Source organism: Pedobacter sp. KACC 23697 (genome assembly GCF_045348445.1).
In the GTDB taxonomy this organism is placed as follows: domain Bacteria; phylum Bacteroidota; class Bacteroidia; order Sphingobacteriales; family Sphingobacteriaceae; genus Pedobacter.
Window position 1 is genome coordinate 4956749 of sequence record NZ_CP157485.1, and the last position, 20659, is coordinate 4977407.

The following is a 20659-nucleotide window of genomic DNA, read 5'->3' on the forward strand; positions in this document are numbered from 1 at the left end:
GTTTCTAAATTATAATTCGGTATTGATGATATTGCTTAATTTTTTTAAACCTTCTTTATTGCGTTTGTAATAAGTCCACTGGCCCAGGCGTGTGGAGTTGATTAAATCAGCACGCTGTAAAATAGAAAGGTATTCGGAAATGGTACTTTGTGATAAGCCACTTTTAATCTGGATTTGCCCAACACAAACACCAACATTTTCAAAATCGGCATTTGGCTGTTCTGGAAAATGTAACTCAGGTTCTTTTAACCAGGTTAAAATCTGTAAACGTGTTTTGTTGGAAAGGGCTTTAAATATTTCTACTTGATCCATGATGCAAATGTATATCGACTTTTCCCGATATACCAATTAAATAAATAAAGTTTACAATTGGATGTAAAAATTATGGATGGCTACAGTGATAAGATATACTGAAAATTAAAGATGCTTCGCCTCGCTCAGTATGACAAAGAAAAATAACCGGGAAAAGGCTAAAAAAAGAACGGGGATAAATCATACCGACCTATCCCCGTCATCTAAATTAACGCTCTCGTATATATAAACAACCAAAAAGGTGATTTATTATATATGATGTAAAATATTTTTTATTTTTTTGTTGCAGGCTTTTTTGCTGCTGCTTTTGTTTTCTTTTCAGCTACCGGAGCTTCTTCTGTTGCCTCAGCTTTTTTCTTTGCAGGCGCTTTAGCTTTTTTAACTTCTGCTGTAAGGGCTTCAGTTGTTTCTGCTTTTTTCTTAGCGGGAGCCTTCGCTTTTTTTACTTCAGTTGCAGGCGCCTTAACAACAGGTTCTTCGTTAGGCTCAACTGCTTCAGGCGTATGATCTTGTTGCAGATAGTTTGCGAGGATCTGTCTTAAATATACCTCTGGTTTAGGCATATTGATGATGGTTCCCGGTTCTTTATCCTGAGATTGTTTAATGTAAGCTGATTTAATTTTGCCCCAATCTTTAGAATAAAGTCTGATAAACATTTCTACAAATTGTTCGTCTGTATATTTTTTTGGCAACCTGCCCAACACTGCCTGAATTTTTTCTTCTTTTCTATGTAATACCGCCATGGATTTTATTTTGTACAAAGATAGCCGAATTTTATCATTATCAGTTTTTTGCTTTTTAGCTGAAATATACGATGTAAATAGTTGATGCTGGCCTCTATAATGAAACTGTTATTTCTGCTGCGGCTGAATCGGTTTTTCTATTTTTAACCAGACGTTCGCGATGTTTTAATCCCCAATCTCTTAATTCATTAATCACCCGATCAAGCGACTCACTGTAGGGCGTAAGTTCGTAAGTTACGGTAACAGGAGTGGTTGAAAATACTTTTCGAACCAGAAATTCATTTAATTCCAGATCTTTAAGTTCTTTTGATAATATTTTGGGCGTAATTTCTCCAAGTGATTTCTGAATCTCATTAAACCGCTTTGGCCCATCCTGCAAAGTAATAATTAATGGAAACTTCCACTTCCCGTTTAATACATATAGCGCATCTTTTACGGCGTTTAAACTTGCCGTACAGGTTTCTTTATTATGGTGTTGTTTTCTTAGTACCATATACAAAGATACATGCTTTCGTAAAGGATATTACTATCCTTTTGGATATTAATACCCTTAAGATAGTTAAAGGTGAATAATTGTTCATACAGTATAAAGCCTATAACTAAACACCAGTTATTATTATTTCTTCCAGCCTTTTTGCATTTTTTTATAGGCTTTTTTGCTGATCTTCGACTTTTTCTTGGATCTCGATTTGCCTTTTTTCTTTCGGGCATTAATGTTGTTTACCAATGAGTTTTTAACGCCCAACTTATTCTTTTTTTTGCCTTTCTTTTTATCCTTTTTCTTTTTGCTTTTTTTCTTCTCTTTTGCCATGATATAACTTATTTATTCATTTAACACCGAATGGTGTAAAAAAGTTCCGGTAAAAATGGCATAAGCAGAAAAGTGGTCAAATAATACTTTTAGCATCTAAATAAAGTATATTTAGGCATCATCATCAATTGGTAATGGTTTTATTAAGCCTTAAACAAAAAAGCATCAGCCTATTAAGATTGATGCTTTTAAATACTGTTTATTGAACTTTTTTTGGGGGAAGATCGAATGCAATGGCTTCATGCTCAAAATGGCCGTTATGTGCGCCATCGCAAAAGGGCTTGTTTTTAGATAAACCACAACGGCATATCGATACTACTTCTCTGCCCTGTAGGCCATAAGCATTACCGTTTCTATCTACTATTTCGAAATCGCCCTCAATTTTAACAGAGCCGTTATTGTTAATGGTAAGTTTTGTTTTAGACATGTATGTATTAGTTTGGGGTAAAACTAATACATAAAAATGTTAATTGATATGCAGTTTTCTATTTAGAAACATTCTCTCCTTGGTTTAAGCTTTTTTTTTGATGACATAGGCAATCATATCTGTTCTGATCTCAAAACCCAGTTTTTGGTAAAGTTTAATAGCGCCTTCATTGTCATTTCTAACGTGCAGAAAAGGTATTTCCAAACGGAGCAATATTCTTTTAATCTGCTCTTGTAAAATCTTCAAAGCATAACCTTTGCCTACATGATCAGGATGTGTGCAAACCGCACTTATTTCGCGATAGGGACCCGGGAAAAACCGGTGACCGGCCATTGCAGCTAATTTCCCTTCCACGAATATGCCGGTGTAATTACTCAGTTCTATGGTTCCGGCGAGAAACGGCCCTGGTTTGGTCAGTTCTACCAAATCGATCATTTCATTAATATGTTTTAAATCCAGTTCTGTTATTCCGCTTGCATCTGCCATTGGTATTTCTTTGCCACGGAAAATGAATTGAAACATATCAATTTGAGTCAACAGTTTCCATTGCCCGGGTATGTCTACCGGTGTTTTGGAGAAAAATACGAAAAGACTTTCTGCCGGGCTGATTTGATAAAGGGTATTTAAATTCTCCTGCGCATTATCTTTTAAGCCGGCAAATACAGTAATATCTTCTACATAATATTTTACCTCATCAGTACCTTTTGAGATATGGCTATGCCCGGATTTTAGGGCATAATAAATCGGATTGTCCAATAGATGTTCCATCCCGGCAAAGATATTAAATGCTTAATCAGGCGCAGGTAAATTTATGCAGATTAACAGGCGGGCATTTTAAGTAATACAAAAAATACCCGCGGTTTTTAATCGCGGGTATCTGAGCGTGCTGTTAATTACTAAATTATATTTTTAATTTGATCCCGATCGAACCAGTTTTAACAGTGATTCTACAGGTACCGTATTCTTTACCACCATCTGTACACTAGGGTTCATTTCGCTATGGGTAAACATTTTGGTATTGGAAACCGTACCAACTACATTTCCATAACTATTCATTACCGGGCCACCACTGGATCCGGTTGCATAATCTGCAGAAATAGTCATCATTTCACGGAAAAATTTTTTGTCATGTTCACCAGCTTCTTCCATATACTTGTTGGTTACTATACCCTGGCTGAAAAAGTAGTGCATGCCTTTCGGGTGGCCTAATACATATACTTCATCACCCACCTTGCCAGCTTCCGCTAATGGTAAAGCAGGAAATTTTTCCCCTTCAGTTACTAATTCAAGTATCGCCAGGTCATTCGTTTTTGAACAGGAAAGTATGCTTTTTACTGCGTAGATCTTTCCATTAGCCATCCTTACGGTAAGTCCTAGCGGCTTATTTCCATCTTTGGTGTTGGCATACAGTGCGGCTACATGATAATTCGTGACCACAACGCCCTTCGGATCTATTATGTACCCTGAAGATTCACTGATATGGGAATTGCTACATCTGGGACAGAGGTATGAAATACCAACAGTTACTGTTGCAAGTTTTGCATGCTCATAGATTTCGTTTCCGGTTTTTACCTTTTTATTAAGTTTCACCAGATTAAGGGAAATAGCATGTGTAGTTTCTGCCAATTGAATTTGCGCATCGGTAGCGGTAATCGTCTTTACTTTAAGAAACAAAGAATCTAACGATTTTTGATAAGCTGTTAAAATCTTTGCATCGTCGGTAAAGGTTTGGGCATAGCTGTAACCAACGGGAAGAAAGAATACTGCGGCTGCGATAAACGCGCCCTTTTTAAGTGTGTTTTTTGCTGACATCTTCTTATAGATTTACCCTATTTAACAGCTGTTCTATTCAGATTTTCAGCTAGGGACCGATATCTTTGAGCTTCCCTATCATGAATCTTTACTAATCCGGTAAAATACTCTTTGATTGCGATTTTTTGCTTCTCATTAGCCTTAGCCATCTTTTGCATTAACATCCCATCTAACATATCTTTAAATACATCTGTATTTGGTATCAAAGCAATATGGCGTTTGTAATAGGCAATTAGTCCATCTAAATCTTGATTGATAACGTAAAGCGCAAGTCGACACATATGTGATTCGGCTTTATCCTGAGGTAGCTTGAGCAGGGATACAGTATAGGCAATCTCCTCTACTTCTTTCGGCGTATACACGATATTATACTTTGCCGCAGTTTCATTGGCAATTTGGTACATATCTTTACGGATTTTGTCAAATATGATCCGATTCGTAACTTCAGTACCCCAAGCCGCATCAATCTTCGCTTTTTCTAACATTAATTTTCTGAAAAAAGGACTACCAAACTTCGTGATGCCAAAAGCCAGTTCAAGATAATTTTTGCTGAACCGTTCAAAATCCTGTGCGTTGTCGAAGAGTTCTTCCAGTACGGGTGATGGATCTTTCGAACTTTGATAAAGCGCGAGGGCATAAGGGAATCCCGTTTGCATAGTTTTGCTTTCTTCATAAGCGGCTTTTAAACCAGCCAAAGAGTTTTTAGGATCCAATGCACTTTTTACCTTTTCTATAAATTCTTCAGCGGTTGCCTTACCTACTACCCTGTTGATTTCCTGACCCTGAGCATTTAAAATCAGAAAGGTGGGATATGCCGTTACCTTATATTTCTTACCAATCTCTAGCCCTTCGCCCTTTTCCATGTCAAATTTGATGGACACAAATCTGGAGTTAAAGTAGTCACCGGCTACTTTTTTAGGAAATTCCTGTTGAGACATTTCCAGACATGGAATACACCAGGTGGTATAGCAGTCTACTAAAATCAATTTTGGTTCAGCCGGATTTCCTGCTTTGCCCATCGCTACAGCGAGGCTGGTCGTTTCGAAATTTATTCCCTGCGCAAATGTTAAATCCCAGCTAAATGTGCTTAGGCAGATGATGGTCAAAATAATTAATTTTCTCATTTTGTTGTTGGTTTTTCTCCTTTAAGGGTGGCTTCGATAAGGGCTTTTAATTTCGCTTCAGTTGGGCGAGGCGCATTAATGTTTACCGTTTTTCCGTTTTTATCAAATAAAATAAATCTAGGAATTTCTGTTACTTCGTAGTCGCTAACAACTGATCCTTTGTTATTCGTGAACAAGTGTAAACCCGATAATTTTTTTTCGTCAACCATTTTCTGCCATTTGGCTTTATCTGTATCAATTGATAGGCTAATGAAAACAATATCTTGACCTGCGAAAGATTTTTCTAGCTCTTCGAGTGCTGGTTGTTCTTTCAAACAGGGTGCGCACCAGGTAGCCCATACATCAATAAATACTACTTTGCCTAAATTATCTGAGAGTTTGTGCATTTTACCATCCGCATCAGGATATGAGAAATCAATCCAGTCTCCACCAGGTTGCTGCATACGGGCTCTTTTCAACATTGCTTTCATTTTGTCGCGCTGTTGATTGGTTTGCATATACTGCTCGTTACGTTCCAGGTATTGAACAAAGTTCATGTTTGCACCTCTTTCTGCCTGTGCTACAATAAATTTAGCTTTTAGCTCTTTATTAGAAATTTCCGGGATCAGAAAATCTGCAGCCATTCCTTGTTTCGCATTGTAAATAATATGCTTTACGAAGGCGAAGTAAAGCATGTAATGATAGCCCATAGGTAGGTTCCAGATATTGGCATCGGTCCATTTTTCATCATTATAAAATTTGACCAGGCTTTCAGGATATTCCTCTTTCTTTCCGATGTTCAAACCAGAGGCAGTAGGGATAATCACATCATATTTATAACTATAAGTTAAAAAATATTTGGCTTGTTTATCAAAAGCTGAGTTTCCGGTATTGATGTTTTTAATAAACTGCTCAACCGGTACTTTCAAAGAATCGATAATTTTAAGGTAACCTTCAGAAGGTAGCCTATAACCATCTTTGGTATAACCATAAGTTCTTAAAGGTTTAATCATTTTATACCAATCGGCAAATACCTGGTTTTCTTTGTTTACACTGCCCGAATAAGTAATTTGTCCGTCACCAGCATCTACATTGAGTTCCTCTCCAGGTTTCAGATAAACTGCATATTGCTCATCAAATACGCCTACATAACGAATGGAATTCAAATCTTCCTTTTTTACTTCGCCACGGAAGATTTGATCTGGTCTGCTTTTTACCATCGGTAAAATTACCTCGATTTCACCCTCCTGGGGTTTGGAAAAGAAAACCTCCTGGGTTTCTTTACCATTTGGTAAAAGCTTGTGAAATTTTCCTTTGATGACAGCGGTTTGTGCCCACGACGACGCAGAGATTGCCAACATCGCAGAAAAAATTAGTGTTTTTTTCATTTTTAGTTTGTAATTGTTTAAAGGTTGGCAAGCTTAAATTGCTTGCCAATGGTTACTGGTGTTTTTATTAATTATTTTATACCCATATCATTTAAAATCTGGCGGATAAAGCCATACTTAAGCAGGATATTAGGGCTTGCAGCATATCTTTGTTTAAATTGAGCATCTGTATTCACCATGGCAGCTTCGATATACATACTTACATCTAGCCAGGTAGATATGGGTGACGATGAGGTGATTCTGGTGTCTGGTCCAAGAAAACCCAATGCCTGAAAGGTGAAAGGAGTGCCCGGTGGTAACCCCACAATGTAAGTACTCGTTAAGTAGAAAGAATTTAACCCATAAGCATCCCGACCGTTAACATACTTTCTGGAAACGGCATAGAACTTATCCAGGATATCTGCGTATTTATTGTCCAATACAGAGTTGGTAAGCATGGCCCTCAAAATGGCAGCTTTATAGGCCGCTTTTGTGGTTTCGTTCATGGTTGGAATTTTTGAAACCTGTGCAACTACTACCGTATTAAATCCTTTATAAGCATAGGTTCCGAAAGCATTGGTATTCATGTTTTCAACCAAAAAGATACTTGGAACATGAATATTGCCACCTATTACAGGCATAATCTCATTTTTTAAAAACGTTAGCGCATTTGGCACATCTGCTTTGCTACAGTAAGTAAATGATTGCACAGCTGGTGGCGGCCCACTTGGTATGCCACCCAACGAATAACTTAAAGATAGTACCTCATAATAGGTATAAGCTTTGCCGAAAACATCTACACGCTTTTGCGAGCCTATGGTATCGTTTACAAATACCGGAATGCCCGTTTCTTTGTAAAACTGAAAGTTAGCATGGATGGTAGGGTCATTGGGATTGTCTTCCATCGCCAACCAGTTTTTATCATAATCCGGAAACTCAGTAAATGGTTCTTTTCTACAGGAAACCAGCGTAAGCGTGTAGCATGCTGCTATTACAAATAAAATATTTTTCATCTTTATCAAGTCTAAGGTTGAATGTTACGGACACTTCGAATGGGGTTAGTTAATGTTCCCCTGTTAAATTCTATGGCATAATTAGGAATGGGTACCTGCCAGCTAGCCGCATCTTGGGCAAAAGATTTTAAGATATAATATCCTGCAAGGGTGTGGGTATTGGTTTGTGCATCATAGTTATAAGTTGGATGTTTGATCTCGAAATCTGCTCCTAACGGATATTTTGAATTAACCGCATACCGCCTCAAATCGAACCAACGGTGGCCCTCAAAGCAAAATTCCCGTCTGCGTTCATCCCGTATAAAATTAACCAATGCCTGGTTGGATTCAGGTTGCTGGTTGTTTGCATTATTGTTAAAGCGCATTGCCTGTAGTTTTTGAATTTCATTCCACGCTTCACCATCAGCACCAATCATGGCCTGTGCTTCTGCACGGTTGAGCAACATTTCCGGCAAACGGAAAGAGAAGATGCAAGAAACTTGCTCAGGGTCATTATAGGTTGACCAGGTGCGCCATTTAGCCGGAAGAAACACTTTGCTTTTTGCCGATTTCGTAAAACAGGCATTCAAGCGCAAGTCATTATTACTAAAGCGCTGTATCAGATTATCAGAAGCCTTAAAACTAGATGCCAGGCGGTTAACGGGAGAATAAGATGCTAAAGAGTCATTAGGGAAAACAGCAGGAATAGCGTTTGTCCCCATGGTAAATATGGTTTCTGTAGAACTGCGGTAGGTAAAGTTACTCTTTGCTACATAACGCTTTAAATCAGTAATACTGTAACCCATATTATCATACCCGTTAGTTACTTGCAACACCTTATCATATTGTTCGGTAAACAGATATACCCGGCTCTGTAAACATTTAACAGCTGTAATACCTACCCTGATCTTAGTTGTAGGATTGTAGCCTTTAAGCAAATCTGCAGCTTGATTAAGATCGGCCTCAATCTGTTTATACACGGTTTCATTATTGGTTCTTTTGAAATAGATATCTTCTACCTTTTCCGATATCTTTAGCGGTACACCTTCATCTGTTGAAGCAGTTGCCTTACGATAAGGAGATCCGTAGATATTTTGAAGCAGGAAATAATAATAAGCACGAAGAAAATAGGCTTCACCACTTAAGTGCTGCAGATTTACATCGGTCGGGTTTTTTGCCGCAATTTCTGAGGCCTGATAAATCAATGCATTAACGGCACCAATACGTTTGTAAACTTTTTTCCACATCACATCGGTCCAGGCGAAGCCTAAAATATTAACTGCTGGATTCTGCCCCCAGTTGTGAAAGCCAGAAAGCATGTAAAGCGGAGTAGCCTGATCTCTGTCAGCAGCGCCAAGTACAAATGCTTCGCTATCATCATCCATCACATGGAGCCATGGGGCAGAAAAGTCAGTCTCTGAAGTAATACTGCCCATGGTTGCTGGGTTATAAAAAGATAAACTGTAGACATTATTCATAAAGGCCTCACCAATCATTACCTTGTTCAGGTCATCGGTGGTTTCCAGGTATTTTTGATCTGTAGAATATTCTTCCAAAAACTTGCTGCAAGAGCTCAGAAGCAAAAGGCAGGTTAAAAGGGTTAAAAGATATTTCATAATTGTTTTCTTTTAAAATGAAACATTAAGGCTAGCTGAATAAGTTGGTCTAACCGATAGATTGATATTTGGCGTAGAACCTGACTGTGTTGGATCTTGTCCCTTTAACATTTTATTGCTAAGAGTGAATAAATTGGTGCCGGTAAGCGCAACGTAAGCCGAACTCAGTTTCAGTTTACGCATCAGCGATTCTGAAAAATTGTACCGGAAAGACGCCGATTGTAGTTTTAGGTAATCTCCGCTCACCAATCTTACATCGGAATTATCATACATATCATAAGCACTGCCACCCAGTTGAAGACTGCTTGCCGGGGAGTTTTGCCACCATGCATTAATTGTGTTCGGATTTACCTGGAGCCCAGGGATATTGGTGTAAGCCTCATCGCCGGGTCTGCGCCAGCGATCTACAAATTCTTTACGTAAGTTTTGCTGCGGATAGGCACTGGTGCTGGCATAGCCAGAAGCAATTTTCATCAACCGGATTTTGTTTCCTAGCGAATAGGTGAGGTTAAACGATAAGCCAAAATTTCTGTATCCAAAATAATTGGATACCCCCCCCTGAATGAAAGGTTCGCGACGACCGGATTCGCTCATGATTTCCAGGTAAACGTCTTGCCTATCCATATTTAAATAGCGTTTTTGATATTCTGCAGCATTCTCGTTTTCTAAGCCGTAAAAAATTGGGGAGCCATCAACAGGACTTAAACTTTTGAATTTGTAAGAATAAAAGGTATTAATTGGTTTGCCTGCCAGCTGAATGTTACCGCTCAGGTAATTAGAATAATCAATATTGTCAATAAGAACATTGTTTCTATTGTTGATGGCCTGGTTAATAATTTTATTCAGCACCTGTCCCAATTGCGGATCAAAACGCCAGACAAAACCACGTTTGGTCTTATTCATGCCTACATTATTAATGGCTGTAACGCTTAAAGCTACCTCAACTCCTTTATTTTCTATGGTTCCGCTATTGATGACGTAAGTTTGCACGCCATTAATTTCTGATACTATTTTGTTGAGAAATGCATCCTGAGTCCTTTTGTAAAAATACCCTAAAGATCCAGTTACTTTATTTCCAAACAAGGCAAAATCCAGGGCAATGTTAGATGAAGAGGTGCGCTCCCATCTTAAATCTGGATTTGGGTAATTGGAAATATTTGCAGATGTAGAATTATAATAGGGGTCGGTTGAAGCATTTTGTCTGATAATCATATAGGGTGTTTGACCTGGAAGCATATTGCCCTGCCATCCCCAGGATGCCTTTAAAGCCAGATCGCTAACCCATGAGGTGTTTCTGGCAACGTCATCTTTCATGTTCCATCGACCAGAAAAGGCGTAAATAGGAAGCAACTTATTATTTGAGCGTATTCCAAAAAGGTTAGATTGCTCACCCCGAATATGAAAATTGAAAATGTATTTTTCACGGTATGAATAACCCGTTGTCCCATACCAGGCAAGCTCGTTAGTGAGCTGACGGTTGAATGATCCTAAAGCAGCCTTGGTAGACATCCATTGGTTATAATAGCCTGAGTAAGTAGTAGGTACAATATCAAAGTAGCCACCCATTTCAGGGAAATATCCTCTTCTAGTGATGTCAAAGCCGTTGTATTCATTTGATTTTATTTCCGTACCCCCTGAAATGGTAAGTGAATGCCTGTTTTCTGCACCAAAAGTTGTGGCATAGTTGGCCTGCAAACGGCCTGTATAGTTGTTATTACGGGTTTCATTTTTTGTCCATTCACCTCCCACTGGTGCCTTATCATTCCTTAAACTGTAGTCTGCTCGAAGTTTACTGATGTAGTAAGAATCTTTTGTGTAATACAATTGCCTGTCATTATTACTAATGGCATAGGCGAATGTGCCTTCCAGATTAAACTTCGGAGTGATTTTTAACCTTAGTAATGCCTTTAAGTTGCTTGCCATCAAATCGGTATGATCAGCGCTATATTCTCTGTCTTTCAGGATATTGTAATTGAAGAGCTGACCAACCGTTGGGGTAACCGGATAATAAAAGTAGCTGCCATCCGGATTATAAGCAGGTAAAGTTCTGCTGGTGTTATAGGCATAGTTCATGATGCCTAAATCAGCTGGAGAATAATTCCTGGAAGAGTAGTTTCCTGCAAAACTTACCTGCGCCAGAAACTGATCGTAGTCTGCTGTTACATTTACTACTGATGAATACCGCTTATTGTATTCCCCCCTAATTGTTCCCTGCTCATCCAGATAACCCAAGGAAGAATAAAATTTAATGCGGTTAGAACCTCCCGATAAAGTTAAGGTGTGATTTTGGGAATACGAATCATGCGTAATCAAACCTAACCAATCTGTGTTTACACTGGCGTAATAATCTTTCTGGCGTTTAAATTCATCATAATTGATCGTGCCTTTATAATATTGCTGAAGCGCATCTTCATAGCCAGAAAACTGCGTGATATTGTTGTACTGCATTCTTCTTTCTACCATTTCCTGCGAAACATCCATACGTTCTTCAGAATTCATCATATACATATTCCGATCCGAATAACGCGGACGTCTGTTGAAAGTGGTATTGGCTGAATAAGAAATGGTAGGTTTACCGGGCTTGCCTTTTTTTGTCGTAATTACGATTACGCCGTTACCAGCTTTGGCGCCGTATAGCGCTGTCGCTGAAGCATCTTTAAGTACATCAATCTGATCAATGTCTTCGGGGTTTAAGCCTGCAATGGCATTTCCTAATAAGTTTACAAAATCAAGGTCATTGATGGATTGTGGATTGACGTTTACAGGATCCTGAAGCACAATTCCATCCAGTACCCAAAGTGGTTCGCGGTTACCTAAAATAGTAGATGTTCCGCGGATTCTAAGTTTAGGTGCGGCGCCTACCTGTCCCGAATTCTGCATAAAAACCAATCCGGGTATCCTGCCCTCCAATAGTTTATCGATAGTATTTACACCGGGCGTAAGAATATCGTCAACTTTAACACTAGAGACTGCACTGGTTAATTGTCGGCTATCAATTTGCTCATAACCTGTATTTACCACAATGTCTTTCAGCTCGGATGCAGACATTTTAAGGGAAACCACACGTGCCCGTTGAGCAGGAATCTCCAGATGATAGTAACCTAAATGGTTAATTTCGAGCAAGCTACTTGCATATTGTGCTGGGATAATAAAATGCCCGCTTTTATCAGTTTGCGTAGAGAACTTGGTGCCCTTTACCCTAACTGTAACGCCTTCCATCGGTTTGCCAGATTCATTGGTTACACTTCCATTTACCGGACCATCCAACGCATTGTTAGCTCCTTTGGCCATGCCGGCTTTCTTTTCAGTGATAATGATGATTCGATCTTTGATTTCATAATCAATATCCTGACTAGAAAATAACTTTTTTAATGCGCTGTTTAGTGGTTCTTTAACCAGTTTCAGCGTAACTGGCTTTGCTTTTTTTAAGATGAGATCGTTATAGGTGAAATCATATTTTGTCTGTTTTCTGATTTCTTCTGTCGCACGTATAATTGATGCATTTTTAAGGTCGAGCGTCACAGTTTGCGCCTTTAATTGACTTGAAAATGCAATCGTGAAAAGGAAAATTAAAATGATGATCCATTGAAAAGAAAACAACGTATTTTCTTTTGCGACTTTGCCATTAATTTCATCACCGGGCATACGCCGGCTATGCTCCTTACGAAAAAGGAAATCGTTCATAATGTGATTAGTTTGTTGGTTATGGGTTGTTGATTGGTTTTATTCTTCAGGCTATGGTATGGATTAGTTCTCTCCTTACCCTTGGTATTAGCCTGGTTAGTTAGTACAGTTTATTTCATCAGCTTCATTCTCCTTCCTTCGATATCAAATTTTAAGTTGGTAATTTTTTCAAGTGCAGAGAGTACCGCCGATAGTGGTTTGTCGCGTTGAATGGAGGCGTGAATCTGAATATCATCAGGTATACCATTGTAGTCTATTTCCAGATTATACCAGCGCTCAATCTGGCGGAGCACTGTTGAGAGCGGAGTAGCTTTAAAAATGAATTCCCCATCTTTCCAGGCGGTGTAAAAAGTCACATCAACGGGCATAATCCGGAAAGCATTTTGGTTCAGTATGGATTGTTCTCCAGGTTTCAGATAGGCTGCTTTTGAACTATTTGGGCTATTGAGTTTTACCCGGCCATTAATGAGTGTTGTAACCGTCATCCCTTCATTCTGGTAGGCATTGACATTAAAAGTGGTTCCCAATACCTTAATTTCCTGGTCTCTGGTGCTAACGATAAAAGGTTTCTTGGCATTGTGTGCAACCTCAAAATAGGCTTCACCCTGAAGCACAACGCGTCTTTCATTGTCGCTAAACTTATTGGGGTAAGAAAGCGATGAGGCAGCGTTCAGCCATACTTTGGTTCCATCAGCTAAAGTGATGCGATATTGCCCGCCTTTTGGCGTGCTTAATGTAAAATTTTGAACCTGGTCTTCCGTTTCAAGTAAAGTGCCATCCTTATAACGAATCGCCTTTTCGCCTGCAATAATTTCTTCTTTGCTGCCGGCTAACTGGTACATTTTGCCATTGCGGGCCTGCAATGTTGCTTTATTGGTTCCGGGCAGAATATCATGTGCAATAGTTTTTCTTAAACGGTGCTGAGCAAGATTTGATTGATAGATATAAAGTGTGGTGAATAATATAATCACAATTGCAGCGGCTGTAGCCACAAATCTGAACGTTGAAACAAGCCTCAACCTTTTAGCTGGTTCTGGCGCTGCTATGTGTTGCGCAATTTTCTGCCAGGCTAAATCTCCTACTTCTTTTGATTTTACATGGACTGTATGCGATGTCGAATCAAAATAATCGCCAACTGCCTCATCAAAAATTACCTGATGCTCGTCATCCTGAAGATATTGATGTAATTCAGCCAATTCATCTTCACTGATGATGTTTTGGAGATACTGATCAAATAAAAGTTTGATTCTGGTTGGCTTACTCATGTTAAATTAAGGGAAGTTTTGCCCTTTTAAAATAGAATACACCTGAAAAAGAAAAAATAGCACCCCTTGTTAAATTATTTTTTTAATAAGCTGGGCAAGAGGAGAATAAATATTTCAAACGACCTGGATCTTAGTACTGCTTTTAAGTGCTTATTGGCTTTCTGAATGTGATGATTAATGGCAGAAAGGCTGATATCCAGCTTTTCACTAATTTCCTGATAGCTGAGCCCTTCCAGTTTATGTAAGGTGTATACTTCCCGTTGCCTGTCTGTAAGCTGATCCATGGCCTGATCTAGAATGGCTTTGGCCTGTTCCGCGTCATCACCTTCTTCCATAGGATGATAAACCGCTTCCTGTCCAACCTCAAGGCGCATCACCTGATCATAAATATTTTTCCGGATTACATTTTTTGACAGATTTGTAGCAATCTTATAAAGGAATGCACCAAAACTCAGTTCTGCATCAATCATTTCGCGGTTAATCCAGATTTTTAGAAATACATCCTGCAGAATATCCTGAGCTAGATCTTCAGATTTTAACAAATAAATCAATTTACTGGCAAGCCTATCGGAATATAGCTGATACAACTGTTTAAAGGCGATCTTATCCCCGCTCTTTAGTTTAGTTAGTAATTCCTTTTCATCAGTAATGGGTATAGACTTCACTTCGCCATAGTCGTTTAGTTATACTAATTTATGTAAAAACTAACTTGCAGCAACATTTTTTTGAATAAAGTAATGCTTTTAACGCTTAATTTTTAAAAACCGATTGAATTTTTCTAGACTCTGTAAGTCTTCCCAGGTCATTGGATTCAAAAAACCTGTCAAAATACGACGTGTTAATAAGATTACAGTTTATTAAGCCTTACTTAAGCGATTTTTAGAAAGAAAAGATTGTTGGGATTTGCAGCATCTGCCTGCAATTGATATTCCATCCCATATTTGCCATGCTTTACCAAAATTAGCCAGGGTATTTATCATTTTGCCTTTAAGTAATCGCTAATAGGTAAGGTTTAGAAGTAAAAATATTTCTTTAGTTCCAGCTTGGTCCCCAGCTTTTAGCCTTGTCGGATAATTAACTTTCACCAGCGGATATAACCTCAAAGTTCCCGAATATCGATAGAGGTTTTTCAGCTAAGCTTTCGATTGATATATTTAAACTTTATTTATTAGGAAATACTCAAACATCAAACAAACAACATGAATGATTTTTTTCGGTGTCGCTTTATTCCTGTTTTTGTGCTTTCCATGCTCTGCCTGGTTTCGTGCCAACAAAAGCCTGAAGCAATTGGCACAGGTCAACCGGTATCAGCCTCCGGGCAATCTACAGCTAATCTGATATCCTTTATTGTTTCGTTAGATACGCTAAAGGGAACCAAAAAGCTCAGGCTGATCATTCATCAGCAGGATAGTCTACTGTCTTTAACATCCGGAAAGGAAAAAAATCCCTTCTACCATTATTTTAGGGCAAGAAATTTTTCGCTCCAAAAGAAAAAAGACAGCGCTTTCGCAGCTTATCAGCAAATGAATGGATACCATAAAAATGATGATATTGAACTATTAAAGGACTATACGATCATTTCTTATACTATTGCCAATGGATCGATGGTGGAAGCCACGCTCATGAACCGGATTCTGTCTGGTTTAAAAATTGCTGAGACACAGAAAAGCCGGTTAACTTATCTTTATTACGATTTAGTTGCGCAGGCCTATTATCAAAATCAAAACGGACAAAAATCATTGGAATACGCTGCCAGGTATTTTGCGGCACATCCTTATAAAAATCATCCCGTTATTAAGCAGCGGTATTTTGACATCTCTTTTTTACTGGCTTCAAGACTTGGCGACTTGAGCAAAATGTTATACTTCAATAACCAGGCGCGCATATTGGCTATTGATATCAAAGATAGCCTTGCACTGGCTCGTACCTATGACAACCAGGCGCAGATTTACAGTAAGCAGATGAAGCCAGGTAAGGCGCTGGAGTGTAGCCGGATATATTTCAGTTTTCTAAAAAAAACAGATAACCTGAATGATATCGCGTATAATAATCTGGCTACGGCATTTATACAGGATAATCAGCCAGATTCTGCTATTTTTTATTACCGTGCGGGGATAGAAATGGAAAAAAAAGATCCTTCCGGGAAGCGCAAAACTTCTCCCTATCTGGGCCTGATCGATGCATACAAGTTTAAAGGCGATTACAGATCGGCCCTGGCCGCTGCCGAATCTCTTTATAAAACTGAAATCAGGAATAATAAAGCCATTGAGGCTGCAAAAGTAGCTGAGTTGCATGAAAAATATGAGGTAAAAAAGAAAGACCGCAGTATTAACGATCTTAACAGCCGCAATAAGCTGAACGAGAAGCTGATCAATCAACAGCGATGGTTGTTATTTATGGTATTGGTTATTTCCCTGGCGGCTGTATCACTTTTTATTATCAGTTATCGCCAGCTTCGGTTAAAGGATAAAAACAAGCTTCTTGCCGCCGATAACCAGCGGTTAATTATGGAACAAAAACTTCTTCAGGTACAGCTTAATCCACATTTTATATTTAACGCCATTTCCAATCTGCAGGGCCTGATCTCTTCAGGAAACACGTCTGAGTCTGTCAGATACTTAAAATCCTTTTCAGGTTTGCTAAGGGCAATCCTTGAACAAAACAGAAAAGATTTTATCTCCATTGGCGAAGAAATTTCTTCGTTAAATAATTACCTGTTATTACAGCAAATGCGTTATGCTGATACTTTTACTTATCAAATTTCGGTTTCGGAAGAAATTGACGAACAGGGCATACTTATTCCACCTATGCTTATCCAGCCTTTCGTCGAAAATTCAATCGAACATGGATTCAGAAATATTCCTTATAAAGGGATACTCAAGATCTCATTTGAACAACAGGACGATCACCAGCTCGAAATAACGATAGACGACAATGGCTGCGGTTTGAGTAATAAGATCGCTGGTAATCAGCAAAAACAATCTTTGGCACAAGCCATTTTAACCGAGCGGTTTGAAGCGCTTTTTTGCCGTTATAGCCAAAATGCCAGTTTTAATCTGACCGACAAAAAAGAGATTGGTGAAAGAGGTGTGCTGGTTAAAATCAATATCCCGATTATCAACGATTAATTATATCCCAACATGAAACTTTATATATTGGAAGATGAGCCGCGTATCTTGCAGCATATTTTACAAATTGTAAACCGGATTGACTATGTTGAAGTGGTTGGATCTGCCGCCGAAATCGCTGTCGCAACCGTAGAGATTCCGGCTTTAAAGCCAGAAATTATTCTTGCGGATATCAGGTTAAAGGATGGTGATAGTTTTCAGCTTTTTGAACAGGTAGGGGTAGGCGATTTTCAGGTTATTTTCTTAACTGCTTATGATCAATATGCCATACAAGCACTTAATCTTGGAGCTTTCGGCTATCTGCTTAAACCTGTCGACGATGAATCGTTAACCTCAGCGCTACATAAATGTTTCCATCACCGCAAACAGGATTTATTTGATCAGCAGCAATTAAGCATTGCTAAAGAACATTACCTGGCCCAGGGATTATCTGCCAATAAACGCATTGCACTCAAAACACTCGAATACATTGAGGTGGTTGCTATAGAAAATATCATGTTCTGCAGGGGGGATAAAGGGTATACTACTTTTGTGATCAAAGGCTCAAATGAAATACTCGTATCAAAAGGCTTGAAAGATTATGAGGGGCTGCTTTCTCCTTTCGGTTTTCTAAGATGCCACCAATCCTACCTGGTTAATTTTGCGTATGTTAAAAAATACTTCAGGGAAGGCTATCTTCAAATGGAGAACGGAGAGAAGATTCAGGTTTCCAGTAGAAAAAAAGAAGAGGTATTAAAATATCTCGAGAATATTGCTTAGGCAGCTTATACGTTAATGTCAATTATATTTTTTTTGGGTAAAATCAATAGGAGTATACATGTATTCAAAAAGATGGACCTCCTTTTAAGATCGTTATTATCCTAAGCATTAAATTGCTTTATACTTCTCCCTGATGAAATGCTGTTAGTGAATATTCTGATTTCACAAAAAAATTAATATTGTTCAGAAACTAAATATTTGTATTATATAATTTACATTTTGATTGCTGTAAAAAGTAAAATTGTGTAATTTTATAATATCTTACACGTGTCTTTTTTTTATTAATGAAAAAGTGCGTATCTATGTATAAGTCAAATCCATCTGATCACCTCAAACTGCTCATCAAATGAAAAACGCTCTTTCATCAGTTATTCCTATTATCGTGTATTAACTGTATATTTCTGAATATCATACAGTTGATTTTGTTCTGTTATCAATTATTAACTTCATGTCTGATCATCCAAGTGATGGATAACAAGCTAATCACTTGTTTATTTGTGAATTTTTTAAAACAAATTAAGAATATTTCAGTAGCTATTGATTTACACTAAATAAACCTTAAACCAACAAATCGTGAGAAATTTATTATCAATTATTATTCCTGTGCTCGAAGGGATGGAAGAATCTCCATTGAAGCACCAGCTCTTAGCTTATTTTCCTCAACAAGCTGAGCATTTTAAAACAATTGAAGACAGTTTCGTGAAACTCACTGCAGTTCTGCATGACAGGGATCATCTTAAACCTTTTTTTCACAGCTGGAGCCAAACCAACAATAGTGCGGTTACTGTTGCCGGATTGAGTAACCGTATGACCATGCTGATCCATAAAAACATACCTGTACCAGATGAAGCGCAGCTTTTCAGATCGGTAGCCAGCCTGAACAGGATTGTTGATGAAGACCTGGCTGTTGTTGGCAAAGTATTACACTCTGATCTCTTCTATACCATGGCAACCAATACCTGCGGCGATGATGGATGGTTGTTAAGGCAATACCTTGATCCGAGTGCACGTGCTTTTAAATATTGGAAAGACCAGAACTCTTTGCGCAATAAAGATTTATTGATTGGCCTGTTAACTACACTGGTTCACGAAATTTATACCCATGGCGAGGTGGAGTTTATATTGCCAAAGTTTACGCGTTGGCTGGAAGATGATTTTGGTTTCGATAAAGATACCCTAAAACATACATTGGCCTGGATAACCGTACACTGCGGACCAACGGAGAAAAACCATTTCTTTTATGCCGTTAACGCCATCAATTATTATGTTAAAGCGATGGATGTAAATTTGGCCGATTATGACTTACGCGAAATTGTAGCCGATTATTTAAGTAAAAAAGCGGCAGTTATGGAAACCATTAGCGCTAGTTTGGAGCCTGTAATGTCTGAAGAAGAAATTGCATAGAATATGACGGGCGAGCTTGTAGAAAAACATACCATTTGTAATAAAGAAACACTGAATGAATTATTGATGAAACACCTGGGCGAAATACCCTGCAATGGTGCCGATTCATTTTCTCCGGTACCGGTTGCCGTAAACCGTAGCGAAATAGTACGAATGGAAAAACTTTGCCAGGTATTGAACAAAGCATTAACCAATGTTGTAAACGCTTATTTTACTGATGAAAGGATACGTACTATTTATAATTTTGATGAATGTTTGAATAATATTTTGAGCATCGCAAATGCAAGGCCTTACGAAGTGGGCATGTATCGTCCCGATTTTTTACAGGCAGAAGATGGCAGCATTAAAATCTGCGAGATAGGAGCAAGGTACCCGATTAACGGCTGGATGTTAAGTTATTACCTGAACATAATTGCTGAGGATAGTGGTTTGCCTTTACTAGAGACTGTTCCTCACCAGCGTGATTTTATTCATGCCATTTTTAGCCGTTTTAATCGCAGTGAGCCTATTGTGCTGGTGCATGAGAAAGAAAAAGGCACCGAGGTATTTTACCTGTTAAATGAGTTTAGCAAGCAGGGTTTGGATTATGTTTCTGCAAGTCCATCCCAGTTAAAATGCCAAAATGGCTCAATTATGTTGGCAGGGAAACCCGTTGATCAGTTTATATTGGAAATGGACCGTGAAGAACTACGTAATTTTGACCTGGAGGTATTAAAATTGATCATCAATAAAGGAAATTACTTTAATGATGTACGCACGCTGATATTGGTACACGATAAACGCATCCTTGCAGTTCTTTATAGTGAAGAGATCATGAGGAATTATCTTTCTGAAGAAGAATATCTTTTTTTACAGTCATTTTTAATACCTACTTATGCACTGCATGCACCCGAAAAACGAAACGAAATAAGCAACTCGCACTTAAACTGGGTATTAAAGCGCAACAGTGGTGGCCGTGGTATCGATATGTATGTAAAAAGTGATTGCGAAGCCAGGGTGTGGTCTGATATTATTGATAAACAATGGCCCGAATACATGATACAGGAATATGTACCCCAGCGCGTGTTTAAATACGGCAGTGGTGCAGAGAAAAGCCTGATTAATTTAGTAGGGATGTTGCTGTGTTACAATAACCGGTCTTTTGGTCCTGGTTTATTTCGTGGTTCTGCAGAGAGCGTGGTTAATGTTCACCAGGGCAGGGGAGTCATTTTTCCCGTGATGATGTCGGCATCATAA

Annotated in this window: 18 protein-coding genes; 4 read left to right on the forward strand and 14 right to left on the reverse strand. The window is 38.6% G+C overall.

The annotated features are described in order from the left end of the window. Window positions 1-9: 9 nt before the first annotated feature. The 14 genes from ABEG20_RS20215 to ABEG20_RS20280 form a co-directional block, all read right to left on the reverse strand. Complete coding sequence (locus ABEG20_RS20215) at window positions 10-312, reverse strand: ArsR/SmtB family transcription factor (RefSeq protein WP_406825031.1); 303 nt, start codon at window positions 310-312, stop codon at window positions 10-12. Between the two features lie 272 nt (window positions 313-584). Continuing rightward, entirely contained in the window at window positions 585-1055 is a 471-nt protein-coding gene (locus tag ABEG20_RS20220) for a hypothetical protein (protein ID WP_406825032.1), read from the reverse strand. Window positions 1056-1149: 94 nt separating this feature from the next. Further along, window positions 1150-1548: a winged helix-turn-helix transcriptional regulator gene (locus ABEG20_RS20225; RefSeq protein WP_406825033.1), complete on the reverse strand. Its 399-nt coding sequence runs from the start codon at window positions 1546-1548 to the stop codon at window positions 1150-1152. A 123-nt stretch (window positions 1549-1671) separates the two neighbouring features. Next, window positions 1672-1866, reverse strand: a complete 195-nt coding sequence (locus tag ABEG20_RS20230; protein ID WP_090984532.1) for a hypothetical protein — start codon at window positions 1864-1866, stop codon at window positions 1672-1674. 199 nt (window positions 1867-2065) lie between these two features. Further along, entirely contained in the window at window positions 2066-2293 is a 228-nt protein-coding gene (locus ABEG20_RS20235) for a CDGSH iron-sulfur domain-containing protein (RefSeq protein WP_205058652.1), read from the reverse strand. 84 nt (window positions 2294-2377) lie between these two features. Further along, window positions 2378-3061: a GNAT family N-acetyltransferase gene (locus ABEG20_RS20240; RefSeq protein ID WP_406825034.1), complete on the reverse strand. Its 684-nt coding sequence runs from the start codon at window positions 3059-3061 to the stop codon at window positions 2378-2380. 141 nt (window positions 3062-3202) lie between these two features. Then, window positions 3203-4105, reverse strand: a complete 903-nt coding sequence (locus ABEG20_RS20245) for a serine protease (RefSeq protein ID WP_406825035.1) — start codon at window positions 4103-4105, stop codon at window positions 3203-3205. Window positions 4106-4122: 17 nt separating this feature from the next. Further along, entirely contained in the window at window positions 4123-5229 is a 1107-nt protein-coding gene (locus ABEG20_RS20250) for a thioredoxin family protein (protein ID WP_406825036.1), read from the reverse strand. Beyond that, window positions 5226-6596 carry a TlpA family protein disulfide reductase gene (locus ABEG20_RS20255; protein WP_406825037.1) on the reverse strand — a complete coding sequence of 457 codons (1371 nt, stop codon included), beginning with the start codon at window positions 6594-6596 and terminating at the stop codon, window positions 5226-5228. The genes ABEG20_RS20250 and ABEG20_RS20255 overlap by 4 nt, the downstream gene beginning before the upstream one ends. Before the next feature lie 71 nt (window positions 6597-6667). Beyond that, the gene (locus tag ABEG20_RS20260; RefSeq protein ID WP_406825038.1) at window positions 6668-7588 is read right to left on the reverse strand and encodes a hypothetical protein; all 921 of its coding nucleotides are present in this window, start codon (window positions 7586-7588) and stop codon (window positions 6668-6670) included. An 11-nt stretch (window positions 7589-7599) separates the two neighbouring features. Then, on the reverse strand, window positions 7600-9183 hold the full coding sequence (locus ABEG20_RS20265) for a RagB/SusD family nutrient uptake outer membrane protein (RefSeq protein ID WP_406825039.1): 1584 nt from the start codon (window positions 9181-9183) through the stop codon (window positions 7600-7602). A 12-nt stretch (window positions 9184-9195) separates the two neighbouring features. Further along, window positions 9196-12867 carry a SusC/RagA family TonB-linked outer membrane protein gene (locus tag ABEG20_RS20270; protein WP_406825040.1) on the reverse strand — a complete coding sequence of 1224 codons (3672 nt, stop codon included), beginning with the start codon at window positions 12865-12867 and terminating at the stop codon, window positions 9196-9198. Between the two features lie 110 nt (window positions 12868-12977). Next, on the reverse strand, window positions 12978-14132 hold the full coding sequence (locus ABEG20_RS20275; RefSeq protein ID WP_406825041.1) for a FecR family protein: 1155 nt from the start codon (window positions 14130-14132) through the stop codon (window positions 12978-12980). A gap of 74 nt (window positions 14133-14206) precedes the next feature. Next, window positions 14207-14797, reverse strand: a complete 591-nt coding sequence (locus tag ABEG20_RS20280; protein ID WP_406825042.1) for an RNA polymerase sigma factor — start codon at window positions 14795-14797, stop codon at window positions 14207-14209. A gap of 534 nt (window positions 14798-15331) precedes the next feature. Here ABEG20_RS20280 and ABEG20_RS20285 point away from each other — a divergent pair. The 4 genes from ABEG20_RS20285 to ABEG20_RS20300 all read left to right on the forward strand — a co-directional run bounded on the left by ABEG20_RS20285 (window position 15332) and on the right by ABEG20_RS20300 (window position 20659). Beyond that, a complete protein-coding gene (locus ABEG20_RS20285) occupies window positions 15332-17260 on the forward strand; it encodes a histidine kinase (protein WP_406825043.1) in 1929 nt (642 codons plus the stop codon). A gap of 12 nt (window positions 17261-17272) precedes the next feature. Next, a complete protein-coding gene (locus ABEG20_RS20290) occupies window positions 17273-18019 on the forward strand; it encodes a LytR/AlgR family response regulator transcription factor (protein WP_406825044.1) in 747 nt (248 codons plus the stop codon). Between the two features lie 573 nt (window positions 18020-18592). Further along, window positions 18593-19423, forward strand: a complete 831-nt coding sequence (locus tag ABEG20_RS20295) for a hypothetical protein (protein ID WP_406825045.1) — start codon at window positions 18593-18595, stop codon at window positions 19421-19423. Between the two features lie 3 nt (window positions 19424-19426). Then, window positions 19427-20659 (forward strand): hypothetical protein, encoded by a 1233-nt coding sequence (locus ABEG20_RS20300; RefSeq protein ID WP_406825046.1) that lies wholly within the window; start codon window positions 19427-19429, stop codon window positions 20657-20659.

Coding starts and splice junctions, on each gene's coding strand:
- ABEG20_RS20215 (WP_406825031.1), bottom strand. CDS start 312: ATGGATCAAGTAGAAATATTTAAAGCCCTTTCCAACAAAACACGTTTA.
- ABEG20_RS20220 (WP_406825032.1), bottom strand. CDS start 1,055: ATGGCGGTATTACATAGAAAAGAAGAAAAAATTCAGGCAGTGTTGGGC.
- ABEG20_RS20225 (WP_406825033.1), bottom strand. CDS start 1,548: ATGGTACTAAGAAAACAACACCATAATAAAGAAACCTGTACGGCAAGT.
- ABEG20_RS20230 (WP_090984532.1), bottom strand. CDS start 1,866: ATGGCAAAAGAGAAGAAAAAAAGCAAAAAGAAAAAGGATAAAAAGAAA.
- ABEG20_RS20235 (WP_205058652.1), bottom strand. CDS start 2,293: ATGTCTAAAACAAAACTTACCATTAACAATAACGGCTCTGTTAAAATT.
- ABEG20_RS20240 (WP_406825034.1), bottom strand. CDS start 3,061: ATGGAACATCTATTGGACAATCCGATTTATTATGCCCTAAAATCCGGG.
- ABEG20_RS20245 (WP_406825035.1), bottom strand. CDS start 4,105: ATGTCAGCAAAAAACACACTTAAAAAGGGCGCGTTTATCGCAGCCGCA.
- ABEG20_RS20250 (WP_406825036.1), bottom strand. CDS start 5,229: ATGAGAAAATTAATTATTTTGACCATCATCTGCCTAAGCACATTTAGC.
- ABEG20_RS20255 (WP_406825037.1), bottom strand. CDS start 6,596: ATGAAAAAAACACTAATTTTTTCTGCGATGTTGGCAATCTCTGCGTCG.
- ABEG20_RS20260 (WP_406825038.1), bottom strand. CDS start 7,588: ATGAAAAATATTTTATTTGTAATAGCAGCATGCTACACGCTTACGCTG.
- ABEG20_RS20265 (WP_406825039.1), bottom strand. CDS start 9,183: ATGAAATATCTTTTAACCCTTTTAACCTGCCTTTTGCTTCTGAGCTCT.
- ABEG20_RS20270 (WP_406825040.1), bottom strand. CDS start 12,867: ATGAACGATTTCCTTTTTCGTAAGGAGCATAGCCGGCGTATGCCCGGT.
- ABEG20_RS20275 (WP_406825041.1), bottom strand. CDS start 14,132: ATGAGTAAGCCAACCAGAATCAAACTTTTATTTGATCAGTATCTCCAA.
- ABEG20_RS20285 (WP_406825043.1), top strand. CDS start 15,332: ATGAATGATTTTTTTCGGTGTCGCTTTATTCCTGTTTTTGTGCTTTCC.
- ABEG20_RS20290 (WP_406825044.1), top strand. CDS start 17,273: ATGAAACTTTATATATTGGAAGATGAGCCGCGTATCTTGCAGCATATT.
- ABEG20_RS20300 (WP_406825046.1), top strand. CDS start 19,427: ATGACGGGCGAGCTTGTAGAAAAACATACCATTTGTAATAAAGAAACA.